The organism is Streptomyces sp. Act143 (genome assembly GCF_003143935.1).
In the GTDB taxonomy this organism is placed as follows: Bacteria; Actinomycetota; Actinomycetes; order Streptomycetales; family Streptomycetaceae; genus Streptomyces.
The window spans coordinates 9,274,206-9,290,197 of the sequence record NZ_QFRX01000001.1; the positions used below are offsets into that span (position 1 = coordinate 9,274,206).

5 protein-coding genes and 1 pseudogene are annotated in these 15,992 nt (G+C 67.8%); 5 read left to right on the forward strand and 1 reads right to left on the reverse strand.

From position 1 onward, the window contains the following. Positions 1-622 precede the first annotated feature (622 nt). Positions 623-11,188, forward strand: a complete 10,566-nt coding sequence (locus tag DI272_RS42450; protein ID WP_258314837.1) for a LamG-like jellyroll fold domain-containing protein — start codon at positions 623-625, stop codon at positions 11,186-11,188. 20 nt (positions 11,189-11,208) lie between these two features. Then, positions 11,209-11,730, forward strand: coding sequence for an SMI1/KNR4 family protein (locus DI272_RS42455; RefSeq protein WP_146238432.1), 522 nt, complete (start codon positions 11,209-11,211; stop codon positions 11,728-11,730). A gap of 373 nt (positions 11,731-12,103) precedes the next feature. On the opposite strand, the pseudogene DI272_RS42465 reads toward DI272_RS42455, so the two are convergent. After that, positions 12,104-12,361, reverse strand: a pseudogene (locus tag DI272_RS42465) (IS110 family transposase); the annotation flags it as partial. A 13-nt stretch (positions 12,362-12,374) separates the two neighbouring features. Between DI272_RS42465 and DI272_RS42470 the strand changes: the two are divergent. From DI272_RS42470 to DI272_RS45825, 3 genes are all read left to right on the forward strand, one after another. After that, entirely contained in the window at positions 12,375-12,563 is a 189-nt protein-coding gene (locus DI272_RS42470; protein ID WP_109500465.1) for a hypothetical protein, read from the forward strand. A gap of 11 nt (positions 12,564-12,574) precedes the next feature. Next, positions 12,575-12,952: a hypothetical protein gene (locus DI272_RS42475; protein WP_109500466.1), complete on the forward strand. Its 378-nt coding sequence runs from the start codon at positions 12,575-12,577 to the stop codon at positions 12,950-12,952. 720 nt (positions 12,953-13,672) lie between these two features. Continuing rightward, a complete protein-coding gene (locus DI272_RS45825; RefSeq protein ID WP_258314838.1) occupies positions 13,673-15,955 on the forward strand; it encodes a tyrosine-type recombinase/integrase in 2,283 nt (760 codons plus the stop codon). Positions 15,956-15,992: the final 37 nt, after the last annotated feature.

Sequence of the window (15,992 nt, forward strand, 5' to 3'; positions counted from 1 at the left end):
TGATCCCGGAGCGGTTCAGTGCTGGGCCGATAAGGCATACCGGGGAGCCGACCAACCCGTCTGTGTGCCCTTTTGTGGCCGTGGGCTCAAGCGGTAGCAGCGACGACACAACAGCACCCATGCCAAGTCCGCTGCCTCAATGAGCAGGCCATGGCCGCCCTCAAGAGCTGGCGCCTCCTGCGGGAACTGCGCTGCAGCACTAACCGGATCACCGACATCGTGAAGGCCGTCGTCCTTCACCACGCCTCAACCTGAGGTTGGAAAAGGCTCCTTGTGTGGTCGGGGGAGTCCTCTGGCAGCGGCACCCCGGGGCGCTGGAGAGCCTCGATACCAGCAACGGCGCGGACCTGCGGGTGCGGAGGGAGGTTCGGCAGCGGCGCCATGGTCTCTGCGTAGCGGACGCAAAGTACCTATGTGTCGGAGAGTCAGTTGTGTAGCTAATCATCCGAAGCGAAGGCATTTGCCAGCAAACATCGAGTGATCATTGTCACTTCTAGTTGAGGGAACCGGGTGAGGGTCTTGTGCATCTCATGAAGATCTCTTAAGAATCTCCTGCTCTTGATCCGTAAGTGTGGGGGGTTCCGTGCGTCCGGCACGTCCGCTTGGTGTTGTTCTCGCCTTCGTGTTGGCCTTGGTGGCCGGCACCGAGCAGGTCGCGGTGGCGCTCGGCCGGCAGGCCGCGAACTCCTCGACGAACGCTCCCGATCAGGTCTGGGGTTCCGCCGCGGGACGCGGCCACACCGCGTCCGCCGCGGCGACCGATGCTGCGGCCAAGGGCGGGCGTGCCGGTGCGCTGAGCGGTCGCGGTGAGTTGCCCGCAGAGCAGACCGACAGTGTCACCCGGCTGCCCAGTACCGCGAAGACGCCGAAGCCGGGGCCCGTGAAGCGGGCCGCCGCGCCTGGTGGTGCCGTGTCGCAGGGCTTCGACTCCCGGCGCAGCAAGGAGATCAAGGGCGAGCGTGCCGAGCAGGAGCGCACCTATCTCAATCCGGACGGCACCTACACCACCCGCTTCTACAACGAGCCGGTCAACTTCCGTGCCGAGGACGGCTCCTGGAAGCCGATCGACACTTCCCTGGTGCCTGTGGACGGCGCCGGTCCGAGCACGATGAACGTCGGTGAGGACGGTTTCGAGACCGCCTCGACCGAGGCGCAGATCGAGTTCGGCGGAACGGCCGATGCCGATCCGGTCGTGCGGATGGCCGTCGATGAGGGGGTTTCCGTCGGGTACAGCGTCGACGACGCGAGTGCCGCTGCCGGGCAGGCGGATGGCAGCACGCTGACCTACGAGGACGTACGGGCCGGTTCCGACGTGGAGTTCGTGGTCGGCAGCGACTCTGTGAAGGAGACCCTTGTCCTCAAGGACGGGGACGCGCCCACCGAGTGGCGCTTCCCGCTCCATCTGGACGGCCTCACAGCGTCCATCGACGGTCACGGCAATGTCGTGTTCAGCGACGCCGCAGGCGTGGTGCGCGCCTGGACCCCTGCCGGCTGGATGCAGGACTCGAACCTCGCCCCGGACTCCAACGAGGGCGTCATATCCTCTGGTGTCACCTACAGCCTGACCGAGGAGGGCGGCCGTCAGGTCCTCGTCGTGAAGCTGGACAAGGAGTGGCTGTCCGCGCCCGAGCGGGTCTTCCCGGTCCGGGTCGACCCGTCGGTGAAGTCCGTCGATGCCACCTCCGGCACGTACGTCGAGTACCCGTACACGCAGAACTTCGCCTCCGACACGGTGCTGAAGGTCGGTACGTACGACGGTGGCAGCCACAAGGCGGCTGCGTTCCTGCGCTTCACCGGCGTGGAGAGCACGCTGAAGAACGCGTGGGTGCTCGGCGCCAACCTCGCGCTCTACAACACCTGGTCGCAGTCGTGCACCGCGCGCCCGGTGACCGTGCACCCGATCACGTCCAGCTGGTCGGAGTCGACGACCTCCAAGTGGCCCGGCCCCTCGACCGGTTCGTCTCTCGCGTCGAAGAGCTTCGCGCACGGCTGGCGGCCTGCAGGAACTGAGAGCTGGTCCTGCGGCCCCGCCTGGTCGACCATCAAGCTCGGGTCGGCCGGCCGCAAGCTGGTCGACGACTGGACGCACGGCCGCAAGAAGAACTACGGCCTCGCGGTGAAGGCGTCCTCCACCGACTCCAAGGGATGGAAGCAGTTCGGCTCCGACGACTACCCCAACGGCAAGCCCAGCCTGGACGTCACCTGGACCAAATACGGCGCCGCCTACAAGCTCGGCGACTTCACCGCCGCGGTGACGGCGACCACCGAGGGCGCGGAGACCGTCACCGTCACCAATCAGGGGCAGGAGACCTGGCCGTCCGGCGGCAACTACCAGCTGCGCTACAACCTGTTCGATGCCGACGGTGACGAGATCACCGACAGTTCGAAGATCCGCTGGACCAAGATGCCGCAGGCCATCTCGCCCGGCGAGAGCGTCACCCTGGACGCCAAGATCGCACCGCTGACGCCGGGGACGTACACCCTGCAGTGGACGATGGACGACGTCGGCATCAGCCGTTTCACCACCGCCGGGGTGCCCGGCCCCGCCGTCAAGTTGTCCGCGGTGAACATCCCGCCGCAGCTCACCGCCGAGTCCCCGGGCAGCGGTGTCACCGTCAGCACCCTCACTCCCACGGTGTGGGCGAAGGGCAGTGACGCGGACCGTTACCCGAAGGCGGCGCTGCAGTACTGGTTCGAGGTCTGCGAGGTCTCGGGCAGCAACCTGCGCAAGAACTGCAAGACCGGCTCCAAGACCAGCGAGCAGCAGTGGGCGGTGCCCTCCGGCTGGCTCTCCTGGAACAAGACATACGCCTGGTACGGATACGCCTACGACGGCAGTGCCTCCTCCACCCGGCCCGGTGCCGCCCTCTTCACCACCCAGGTCCCGCAACCCAACGTGACCAGCCACCTCGGTGGCGCGGACAACGGCAAGGAGATCGGCACTCGTGAGGGCAACTACGTCACTGCCGCGACCGACGCGGCCCTGACCACCGTGGGCCCGGAGCTGTCGCTCACCCGCACCTACAACTCCCTCGACCCACGCACCGACGGCGCCTTCGGCACCGGCTGGTCCACCCGCTGGGACATGCAACTGCGCGAGGAGACCGCCACCTCGACGGTGCTCGTGACACTGTCCGACGGTTCACAGGCCCGGTTCGGGAAGAACGCCGACGGCACCTACACCGGGCCGTCGAGTGGTGCGCTGACGCTGGCGAAGTCGTCCACCGACTGGATCCTGCGGGAACGTTCCGGCGCCACCTACCGGTTCCTCGCCTCCGGCGTCCTCACCAAGATCACGGACGCGGCAGGACGCAGCCAGACCATCACCCACGAGACCTCCACCGGCGGCCCCGTGAAGAAGGTGACCGACAACCTCTCAGGCCGCTCACTGTCGTTCGGCTGGACCGGACGTCACGTCACCACCGTCACCACCAGCGCCGTCGACGCGAACACGCCCGGGCTGACCTGGTCCTACACCTACACCGGTGACCAGCTGACCACTGTGTGCCCGCCGACCTCGACCACCAAGTGCACCGTGTACGACTACACCGCCGGCTCGGTCTACCGCAGCGGTGTCCTGGACGCGGCCCCCACCTCCTACTGGCGGCTCGGCGAGAGCGAGGGCTCGGTCGCGGCCAGCGAGGCGGTTTCCCGCACCGGGCTCAACGACGCCGTGCACCGGGACACCGTCCTGGGCTCGGAGTCGGCGATCGCCGGGACGACGGACACTTCGGCGACCTTCGACGGCACCGACTCGGTCGTCGAACTGCCCACCGACACCCTGAAGACGGCCGCCTTCCCGACGATCGAGCTGTGGTTCAAGACGACCACCGCCTCCGGCGTCCTGGTCGGCTTCCAGAACACCGAACTCGGTGAGAAGCCCAGCTCCTGGCGGCCCGTGCTGAACATCGACGGTTCGGGCAAGCTCCGCGGGGAGTTCTGGCTGTCCGGTGTGTCCGGCGCGAGCCCGATCGTCTCCTCCAAGACCGTCACCGACGGTGCCTGGCACCACGCGGTCCTCACGGCCGCCGTGAACACCCAGACCCTCTACCTCGACGGCGTCAAGGTCGGCACCCTCGACGGAGTCCTGACCGAGCAGTCCCGCGACTACGCCTACCTCGGCGCCGGCTACGGCAGCGCCGGCTGGATGGGCCTGGCGGAGGGCGAGTACCGCTTCAAGGGCCAGATGGACGAGGTCGCCTTCTACGATCACACCCTCGATCCGGCGACCGTCTCCGAGCACTACGCCGACCGCGCCGCCATCGGCCAGCTGACGAAGGTCACGCTGCCGTCGGGTCGGGTGCACGCCACCGCCGCCTACGACGGCGTCAGCGGACGGCTCATCCAGCACACCGACGAGAACGGCGGGACCTGGAAGGTCTCCGCGCCCGCCTACTCCACCTCTTCGTCCTCCTACGCTGACACCATCCAGCGCAGTGGCCCGACCGGCTACTGGCGCCTGGGTGAACGCAGTGGCGCTGCGGCCGTGAGCCCGCTCGGCGACGACTACGCGGGCAGCTACCTCGACGGCGCGCACCCCGGCAGCGCGGGCATCTTCGCCGACGGCGACGACACGGCCGTCACCCTCGACGGGGACAGCGCGGTGGAGATGCCCGTCGAGACGCTGGGCACCAAAACGGCGATGTCCGTCGAGCTGTGGTTCCGCACCGAGAAGCCCGGCGTGCTGGTCACCAACCAGAACGCCGACCTCGGTGAGACACCGACCAGCTGGCGTCCCATGCTGCTGATCGACTCCGACGGCAAGGTCCGCGGCCGCTTCAGCGGCGGCGCCACCAGCCTCGTCTCCGGCACCACCGTCACCGACAACAAGTGGCACCACGTCCTGCTCACCGGCAATGAGGGCATCCAGGCCCTGTTCGTCGACGGTGACTACCAGGGCAGCACCACCTCGGCCGGGGTGCCGGGCGACCGCTTCTCCCAGGTCTTCGTCGGCGGTGGCTACTCCTCCGCAGGCTGGGACGGCAAGGACGCCGGCTACCGCCACTTCACCGGCCAGATCGATGAGGTCGCCTTCTACGACAAGGCGCTGGTGACCTTCCTGTACACCGGCTCGGTCTGGAAGTACATCAAGTGGGGCGCGGGCGAGACCGACACGCCCAACCAGCACATCCAGGCCCGCCGCTCTCTCGTCGCCGGACGGGGTGACCAGTACGACGGGGTCGCCGTCGCCGACGCGCCGGCCGCCTACTGGCGACTGGGCGAGGCCGAGGGGACGACGCTTTCCAGCGCGGTCGGCGGTGCGGCGATGTCGGCCACGCTCAAGCCCGACGCGGCCAACGTCTCGGCGGTCGATCAGATCGGCATCTTCGGCGCCGGCGACAACCGGGCCGTGAAGCTCAGTGGTGGCGGCACCCTTCAGATACCCGGGTCCATACCTTCCGGGGCGAGCGAGTTGACCGCAGAGATGTGGTTCAAGACTTCTACCGCGAAGGCCGTATTGCTGGGCTTCCAGAACGCGGCCATCGGCTCGACCCCCACGTCCTGGCGCCCGGTCCTCAACATCGACGGCGCCGGGAAGCTGCGCGGAGAGTACTACCTCTCCGGGGTCTCCGGCGCGACCCCGATCGTCTCCAGCCAGACGGTGACCGACGGCGAATGGCACCACGTCGTCCTGTCCGCCACCGGCAGTAAGCAGACCCTCTATCTCGACGGCGTCAGCGTCGGTGAGCTGGCCGGCGCGATCGTCGACCAGTCCCGCAGTTACGCCTACATTGGCGGCGGCTACGGCAGTTCCGGCTGGATGGGACTGGACTCCGGCAACTACTACCTCGACGGCCAGGTGGACGAAGTCGCCCTGTACCGGCACGCCTTGACCGCCGACCAGGTCTCCGCCCACTACCGGGCCCAGGCCGAGGCCGTCGACTCCGGCCTCACCTCCACCGTGACGGTCACCGATCCACGGGAGCGCGCAAGCACGACGAGCTACGACGCCCTCAACGGCCAGCGCGTTCTGGCGCGTAAGGACGCCCTCGGCGCGGTCACGTCGTACGCCTACGACAGCATCGGCAACCTGCACACGGTCACCGACCCCAACGGTCACTCGGTGGTCACCGGCACGGACGCTCGCGGCAACACCGTGTCGACCACGACGTGCCGGGACGCCGACTCCTGCTGGACGAGCTTCGCCTCGTACTACCTCAACGCGAGTGACCCGCTCGATCCGCGCAACGACAAGCAGCTCACCTACCGGGACCAGCGCTCGACGGACTACCGCGACGATGCGTACCGCACCGCCTACACCTACAACACGCTGGGCCAGCGCCTGACCACGGTCCGCCCGGACAACAGCACCGCCTCGACCACGTACACGGCAGGCACCGAGTCGGCGGTCGACAGCGGGACCGTCCCGGCCGGACTGGTGCTGACCGAGACCACCCCTGGCGGTGCCAAGACGTCGTACGGCTACTACGCCAACGGCGACCTGGCCCAGGTGACCTCCCCCTCCGGGCTCGTGACCTCCTTCACGTACGACGGCCTGGGCCGGAAGGTGACGGAGAAGCAGGTCTCCGACTCCTTTGCGAGCGGTGTGACGACCACCTACGGCTACGACAAGGCGTCCCATGTCGTCACCGAGACCGGCGCCGGCGTGAAGAACGAGATCACCGGTACGACCCACACCGCAAAGATCACCCGCGCCTACGACGACGACGGCAACCTGCTGTCCGAGTCGACGGCGGACACCACCGGCGGCGACACCGCACGCACGACGGCCTATCACTACGACGCCTACGGCCTGAACGACACGATCACCGACGCCGAGCAGAACGTCACCTCCTACGAGCACGACGAGTTCGGCCGCGTCAACGGCATGACCGACACCGCGGGCACCCACTTCACCTACACCTACACACCCCGTGGCCAGCACGCCACGACGGTCCTCGACGACTGGACGGGTGATCCGTCCGGCACGGTCCGGGATCTGACGGTGGTCTCCAACGCCTACGATCCGGCCGGCCGGCTCGCCTCCACGACGGACGCGATGGGCGCAACGACCGCGTACACCTACTACGACGACGGCCTCGCGGCCACGACCACGGCCAAGCAGGTCACTCAGTCCGACGGCACGAAGCACGACATCGTGCTGGAGGCTGCCACCTACGATCCGGCGGGCCACCTGGTCAAGCAGGTCAACGGCGGTGGCAAGACCACGCAGACGTTCAGCGTGGACGCCCTGGGCCGTACGGACACCAGCGTCCTGGACCCCGGCGGCCTGAACCGCACCAGAACGTTCGTCTACGACAGCGACGACCGGGTGAAGGAACAGACCCAGTCCATTACCGGAGACAGGAAGCTCACCGTCTCCTCGGCATTCGACGCGGCGGGCAACGTCACCCGGCAGACGGTCACCGACGGCACCAGCACGCACATCACCACCGCCACCTACGACGACCGCGGCCTGCCGTTGACGACGGTCACCCCGCGCGGCAACGCCACCGGGGCCGACGCGACCGCGTACACCACCACTTACCGGTACGACGCACTGGGCCGCCTGGTCCAGCAGACCGCTCCGCCGGTACAGGTGGAGGAGAACGGAGCCGACGCAACCACGACGAAGCCGACCACACTGACCGGCTACAACACCTTCGGCGAGGCCACGGAGGCCAAGGACGCCCGCGGCAAGGTCACCCGCACCGAGGTGGACCGTCTGGGGCGTACGACCGCGGTGACGCGACCCGACTACACTCCACCAGGCTCGACCACCGCGCTGACGGCGACGACCCGCACCACCTACGACCCGCTAGGGCTGCCGCAGACGGTCACCGACCCGCTGGGCCGGGTCACCAGCTACGACTACGACCAGTTCGGCCACCTGCTGTCGAAGACGGACCCCGTCGCCGACGCGATCAGCGCGGCCTTCGCACCGGACACCGATCTGACCCCCGAGTCCCTCACCAGCACGAACGGCGCGGGAGTCACCGCCTACACCTGGACGCCCACCGGTCACCAGCTCTCGGTCACCGACCAGACGGGCGCCCGTACCGAGGCGACGTACGACGAACTGGGCCGACAACTGACGGCGACCACGGTCGAGCGCTACCCGACCACGACGAACCTGGTCAGCAGCTACACATGGGACGACGCGAGCAACCAGACCGCGTCGAAGACCCCTGCCGGGATCACCACGTCCGCCACGTACAACCCGGCGGGCGAGCAGCTGACGGTGACCGACCCGGCTGGCACCACCCGGCTCGGCTATGACGGCCTGGGCCGCCAGATCGAGGTCACGGACGCGACGAACCGCCGCACGACCACGACCTACGACGCCCTCGGCAACGCCACGGCGACCACGGAGTACGGCACCGGCACCACCGCCCTGCGCACGGCGTCCGCGGAGTTCGACGAGGACGGCAATCGGATCACGTCCGTCTCGGCGCAGACCAAGGCGCGCACGACGTACATGTACGACGCGCTGGGCCGGATGACGAAGCAGGTCGAGCCGGTCTCGGACACGGCATCGATCACGACGGCGTTCGGCTACGACGCGGCGGGCAACCGGACCCGGCTGACCGACGGACGCGGCAACAAGACCGTCTACACCTTCAACAGCTGGGGCCTGCCCGAATCGACGATCGAACCGTCGACGACCGCCCACCCCGACGCGGCCGACCGCACCTGGACCACGGCCTACGACAAGGCCGGCCAGGCGGTGACGGAGTCGCTGCCGGGCGGGGTCAAGCGTGAGCGCACTTACGACGGTCTCGGCCGCCTGGTGGCCGAGACCGGCACCGGCGCCGAGGCGGCCACCACGGCCCGGTCCCTGTCGTACGACCTCGCCGGTCGCCTCACCGAGGTCGGCACGGCCGACGGGACCACGAAGAACACCTACACCTACAACGACCGCGGAGAACTGCTGACCGCGGCCGGCCCTGGCGGCGCCGCCGACTACCAGTACAACGCCGACGGCAACGTGACCTACCGCAACACCAGCGCGGGCAGTGCCGCATACGGCTACGACAGCGTCGGGCGTATCGACTGGGTCCAGGACTCCATCACGGGCAACCAGATCTGGTACGACTTCGACGCCGCCGGACGCCCACGCCTGGAGCAGTACGCGGCCAAGCCGGAAGGGTCCACGTCGTACACCGCCACGGGCCAGCGCACCTACACCTACGACGAACTCGGCCGCCTCCGTGCCGATACCGTCACGAACCCCGCAGGTACGACGACGGTCGCCTCGACCACGTACGACTACGACCTGGACGACAACCTGACGTCGAAGAAGACGACGGGAACGGCCGGGGCCGGGGACAACACCTACGGCTACGACTACGCGAACCGCCTGACGTCGTGGGCGAAGGACGGCACGACGGTGTCGTACGAGTGGGACGCGGCGGGCAACCGCACCAAGGCCGGCTCGACCTCCGCCACCTTCGACGCCCGCAACCGGCAACTGACCGATGGCGCCACGTCGTACGCCTACACGGCGCGCGGCACGCTGGCATCGGTCGACACCGGCAGCGGTACGGCGCGGACGTCGACCTTCGACGCTTTCGAACGCAAGATCAGCGACAGCGGCGCGACGTACACGTACGACTCCCTGGACCGCGTCCAGACCCGCGGCACGACGACCTTCACCTACGACGGAGGCTCCAACAACCTCGCCGGCGACGGCACCACCACCTACAACCGGGCCGCCGACGGCAGCCTGCTCTCCTCGGCAACGGGGACCAGCAAGCAGTGGGCCCTGACCGACCAGCACACCGACCTGGTCGCCGGCCTCGACACGAACGCCACCGCCGTCACCGGCTCCACCGCCTACGACCCCTTCGGCAAGGAGACCGCCACCAACGGCACCACGCCCGCGGTGGGCTACCAGTCAGGCTGGACCGACCCCACGAGCGGTGACGTCAACATGGCCGCCCGCTGGTACCAGCCGGGCACCGGCTCCTTCGCCTCACGGGACACCTGGCAACTCGATCCTCTTCCGTCCGGCCAGGCCAACCGCTACAGCTACGGCAACGGCGGGCCGCTCAACGGCACGGATCCCAGCGGACATTGCTTCGGCCCGGTCCTGCTGATCTGCGTGGCCGGTATCAGCGACGCCGTCTTCGGAACCAGCCTGGTCGCTGCCGGCTACTCCTCGTACCAGCTGGGCCACACCAACTTCTCACTGAGCTTCGGTGGCTCGGACAGCCTGACCACCGGCCACTACTACACCCAGTCGACCGCGCTCTCCCAGACGATGGCGAACACCGGCAGCCTGGCCGACGCGATCGCCGCACAGGCCAACAACCTGGCCCTCGGCGGCGGACACTCCGGGGGAGCCGGTGGCGGTGGCGGAGGCGGTGTCAACACTGGTCCTTACGTCTGCACCTACAACTGCGGCGGCGGTCTCGCCATCGCCCAGCCCATGGTCGTCACCCCGCCCAAGCCGCCCATCGATCAGAACCCCAACAACGGCGCGCACCCCAGGCCAGCCCCCACCCGCCCCATCCCCAAGCCCGACTGGGGCGGCAAGGGCAGCGGGGGCTGGGAGCCCGGTGACGGCTTCGATCTGATCATCAGCGCCCTGAAGATGCTCAGCCTCGCCGACGACGACGAGTACACGCCGGACACGCACGAAGCTCTGGGGACCGCACCCTCGCAGGACTCCGGACGCGGCTCGAACACGGATGACGAGGACGAGGAGAACTGCACCACGCACCTTGAGAAGACGAACGCCGAGCGCGGCGTGGCTGGGATTGTTTGCTTCAGAGCCCCCACCGGAGCGACCCAGGCTCAGATCGACGAGCTCAAGGACCACATCGCGGCTCTGAACGCGATCCCCAACTACTGGTCTCCGAAGGGCAGGGTTTCACCGCAGAACGAGCACGTCGTTGGCTCGGACGGCAAGGTGAGGACCCTCTCGAAGGTTGCCAAGAACATCAAGGAAAAGCACATCAGCGAAGTCAAGGACACTCCATACGAGTATCAGCCGGGTACTGTCGCCGGGCACCTTCCGGACACCACCTGGTCTGGCCAGCAGAGCCCCTACTGCTGGCATCAGCAGGACACACGGGTCAACTCGCTGGTGGGCTCCTACGGCACGAAGTATCAGGTCGGTTATCAACCGACAGGCTTCTACTACGCTGGCGTGAACAATGACCCCAGCACATATACGACCCAGAAGCCCACGGGGTCCGTGTCGCGCGGGCAGTACGGGATTTGCGAGATCAGCCGTCCTTGACAGTGGCCATGGAGAAAATCATGGGGATTCGAGACCTGCTCATTGAGCTAACCAATCAAATGATTCGCGAACACTTCTCCAAGACGCCGATTTACGGTATTGTTCCGCGGATTTATCCGCCCGCAACGAGGCAACAAATCGCTGCCCTCGGCGAATTTTTCGGGCAGGATTTGGAGCAAGGGTACAGTGAATTCCTCGCACTGACGGATGGGCTCGACGGCTTCTATCCTGGAATGCGGATTTTGGGGTGTCGAGACTGGTTGCGAGAGGGATCGGAAGGTATTCCCATCCAATATTTGGAGATTCTCCGCGAGTCGGGAACTCCGGCCGATGTCGGACTCCCTGGAGACGTGAACCTCTCCCCCGTCGCGATCGATTCAGATGGGACGGATGGAATTTTCATGCTAAAAGCCCCTGAAATTCTCCCAGAGAGGTTCTGGTGGATCGGCGAAGGCAGTAGCTCCTTTTTCGGGACGTTCGCCGACTTGCTCGGCTTTGCGATCGATCCACTTTCCTATTCTCCCCGCGGAGAGGTTACCTGACAGTTGGGCGCTGACCAGAAGACAAGCAATGCCTGATAATTCACCCAAGGGTCCACAAGGCGGTGCCGACTTGTCTTCGCTCATGTCCGGCGATGTGCGGGAACAACTCGCCCGCACTCCGGGCGAGAACACTCCCAAGGAGCCGTCCGCGCGAGCCCGCACGGTCGTCACCGAACGCCACCGACGGCAGGAGGCCCGGGCGAACTGCCCGAGGGCTGGCGCACCGGACCGTTGTGGCGGGAGAAGAAGCGCGGTCGGCGGATACGGTCGGCGCTCGGCGTGCTGGTCGCGGTGGCGGTCGTGGCCCTCAAGCCGTCGGTGATCCCCGGCCCGGGGGTGCTTCTATCTGTTCGGTCAAGGTCTGTGTGCTTGGTCAGGCTGCTTGTTCGTGCCTGGGCTGGTAGAGGGTGCGGTGTTTGAGCATGGCGTGCAGGACGTCGACGCGGCGGCGGATGAGGCAGATGAGGGCTGCGTTGTGGCGTTTGTTCTCCGCACGTTTCCTGTCGTAGTAGGCCCGCGATTCGGGACTGCTCAGGGAGGCGGCCAGGAACAGGGCCTGTTTGAGCGTCTTGTTGCCGCCCCGCGCCCGGCCCTCCGCCGGGTCGCCGGCCGCGGAGTGGGCCACGGGCGCGGCCGCGATCGAGGTGCCGGAGGCCAAGGCGGTCGGCGGGGTCACGGCCGCCGACGTCGCGGAGGGGCTGCGGCTCACGAAGGAGTACCTGGTCGCCGCGAACCTCGATCGCGAAGTGATGTACGGTGCCGAGCCGACGAAGGCCCTGGGGCTCATCGACCCGCTGCAGAAGGACCACCTCTCCCGGCTGCGGTCCCGCTGAGCCGGCCCACGGTGGAGAACGACCCCAAGTGGGAGTTCACGCGCTTCGACCCCGACGAGGTCGAACTCGTGGGCAGCGAGGTGAAGGTCCGGGGCCGGATGACGGTGGGGAAGCGCGGACAGTCCGGGCAGGCGCGGGTTCGGCCGGGCTACACCTTCATCTATCCCCTGGCCAAGTGCGGCGGCGAAGAGGTGGTCCGCGCGATCGTCCGCATGGTTCTCGATGTGGAGGTCTCGGACCTCGCCCGCTTCCAGAGGGCCAAGGGAGATCTCTGGGTGTTCCGGAGCAACGCCGAGATCGGCACGACTTCTGCCGGAAGGGTGACGGCTTTATCCACCCGATGTTCCAGGCCGACCCGTACGCGAGGCCCCAGGCGACCGGCGAGGTGAGCGACCCGTATGACTGCGGCAGGCCGCTGGACGGGATGGACGAGTACGGCACCGTGTCACGGACCTGACGACCCGATACGAAGAATGCGAAGAAGAGGAACAGCAGTGTTCAGTGGGAACCGCCGAAACCCGGCCATGGTGTCGCTGTGGCTGGCCCTTGCGTTGGCAGCCCTGTGCACGGTCGGGTGCGGGGCCGGTGGCGACACCGGCAGCGCCCAGCCGGAAGGGCCGGAGGCATCGCCTACGCGTTCAGCGACACCGTTGACGGACGGCGAGAGGTCTGAGCCGTCGGTGAATTCGCCCGCGAGCGCGTCGCGGTCGGCGTCCCCGAATCCGACGCCCTCGAAGTCCAAGGCAGTTCAGGAGACTTCGGGAGTTTCCTCGGGAAGTGGGTCCGGCGGTTCGGCCGGGGCCGGTGATTCCGATGCCGTCCCGCAGAACCCCAACCGTGGCTCGACGCCTCCACCGGCGCCGTCCCGGCCGACCCCTACACCGGAGTACAGCTCGGGCGCATGGCAGCACGGCGACCCCGTCGAAGCGACCGCTCCGGCCGCGACACCGAGCCAGAGTTGAGGCACAACCGTGATCAGCCGCGAGGGTCGGCCGGGTGGGGTGACTCCGGGGCGTCTATGCGACCGGTGCGCGGGGTGCGTGCCTGCAGGCTCCGTCTGCACGCTTTCCTCACGGCTTCGTGGGCCCCTTCGCCGCGCACAGCTGCCGGTGCACCGCACCGGAACGGTCAACCTGCGCGGGCTGCGGCCCTTGCTGCGGGCGGAGTTGCAGTGGGGCATGTATGTCCACGGTCTGCAGTCGGTCGCCGTGTGGCATCTGACGTGGGTGCAGTCGCTCGCGGACGAATGCCAGCGCCGCGACGTGGCGTCCCTTGTCGGCCTGGATGCGTCTGTCTTCCGCCGCGCCTACCACCAGCGCATGGTCCAGGAGGTCCAACAGGCCCTACGGAAGATCTACTTCGCTCCCTCCGACACCCGGGAGGCCGGCTACATCGAGACCGAGCACTTCGGGATGCGCTTCCCGGGCCGCTCCAGCTACGTCGACCTGACCTGTATCTCCCAGCGGTGGCTGCGCGACCTGTTGTGGGATCACATCGCTGACGCGCTGAGCTCGCCCACCTGTCCGCGCAGCGCCCAGCCGGTGGACTTCGTGCGCCGCGCTGGCGCCGGACTGTCCGCGTTCTTGGAGGCCGAGGCACCCTGCGGCGGCCACGAGCCCAGCATGCTGCGCGGCGAGCACATTCACTGTTTCGTCGCGGACCTCCGCAACCGCGAACGCCTCGGCCTGGCCTTCCGCGGCCAGGCCCGCCTGGACGGCAAAAGGGCCAAGGTTACTGAGAACTCACGCCGGATGGTATTCAACTACGGCCGGGCCCTGCTGCGCGGCGCGCTGAACAGCGGCAGCGCCGAGAGAATCGGCTTGGACCGCGGCTTCATCGCCGCCATGCCTGTCGGCGGCCCGGGCACGCCCCGCAGCCGCAACCCTTTCCTCGACGAAGTCGCCCGGGCGCTTGCCGACGAGGCCAACCTGCGGCAGCTCGCCGACGGCCACGACCGGCACGACCGGGGCCTGCGGGATATGTGGGAGATCATCATCGTCACCGGGCGGCGCGCCAGCGAGGTCATCCAGCTCCGGCTGGACTGTGTCGGCCGGTACGGCGGGCTGCCCCTGCTATGGCATGACCAGACGAAGGTCGGCAACCTGAACGCGGCCGTCCGTATCCCCGACCATCTCCTGGACCGGCTCGAAGAACGCCGCCAAAAGACCCTGGCCCACTACGCCGACCGGCACGCCAGCCGCCTGCCCACTCCCGCCGAGCGCGCCCATCTGGCCTTGTTTCCCACCGACATCCTCAACCCCGACGGCCGCCGCGCTTTGTTCTACACCTGGTTCCACACCGGCTTCCGTAGCTGGCTCGCCGAGCTTGACCTCGGCGGTCACTACGTCGCCCACCAGGCCCGGCACACGCTGGCCACCCGGCTGCTGCGACACGGCGCGAGCCTGACGCACATCCGCCGCTACCTCGGCCACGTCTCCGACCGCATGGCCGAGCACTACGTCCACCTGACCCAGCCGGATCTGGACAACGTCCTCCAGCACGTGTGGGTCGCCGGACCCGGCACCGCCCACCCCGGCGAACTCCTCCCCAGCGACATCACCCCGCTCACCCGCGAACAGGCCCAGGCCCTGGCCATCGACCTGTCCCGCCGCAGCACCCCCGCCGAGGGTGGATTCTGCACCTTCCAGCCCGTCGTGAATGGCGGCGCCTGCCCCTTCAACCTCGACTGCCACAACTGCGACAAGTTCGTCTTGTCCGGCGCCGACCTCCTCTATTGGCGCCGCAAACGGGAACAGTGGCGGCTGCTGGCCAAGACCGACGCCGCTGTTGAGTGTGTCCACCAAACCATCGCCCGGCTCCGACGCGGGAAAGCTCAGATCAGTGTCGCCGTCGTCGCCCGCCGAGCGGACGTCTCCCGCACCTTTCTCTACGACAACGTCGAGGCCAGAGCTGCGGTCGCCGCAGCTCTGACGCAGGTCGGCGAAAGGCGGACGGGGATCCTTGTTGAGCAGGACGGCGAACGCGAGGCGACCTGGCGCGAACGGGCGTTGAACGCCGAGGACGCCCTCAAGGCCGCCCACGCCGAGATCCTCGCCCAGCGCAACCGTATCGGTGAACTCCTCGGTCAAATCCGGGACTTGGAAGCCGAACGGACCGAGGAGGCCATCCAGCGGGTCAACACCGAGAACACCAGCCTCAAGCAACGAGTCCGTCAACTGGCCGCCGACAATCGCACCTTCGATGAACGGCTCAAGGCCGCCCGTTCCTTCGCTTCCAGGACCGGCGCATCGCCGACCTCGAAGCCCGGCGTGCCGACCCGCTTTGTTGAGGGGGAAACGATCTACCCTCGCAGCAACCGTCGGCGGAGGGCTTCCTGCTCTGCGCTCCGCTCAGGGGCCGCCTGCTGCGGCGCAGGCATGGTGGGCGCGTGAGCGAGGGCGTGGTCGATGCGGTCGCTGCTGCGGATGA

Excerpts from the sequence above, each read along its gene's own strand:
- DI272_RS42455 (WP_146238432.1), top strand. The coding sequence starts at position 11,209 with ATGGGGATTCGAGACCTGCTCATTGAGCTAACCAATCAAATGATTCGC.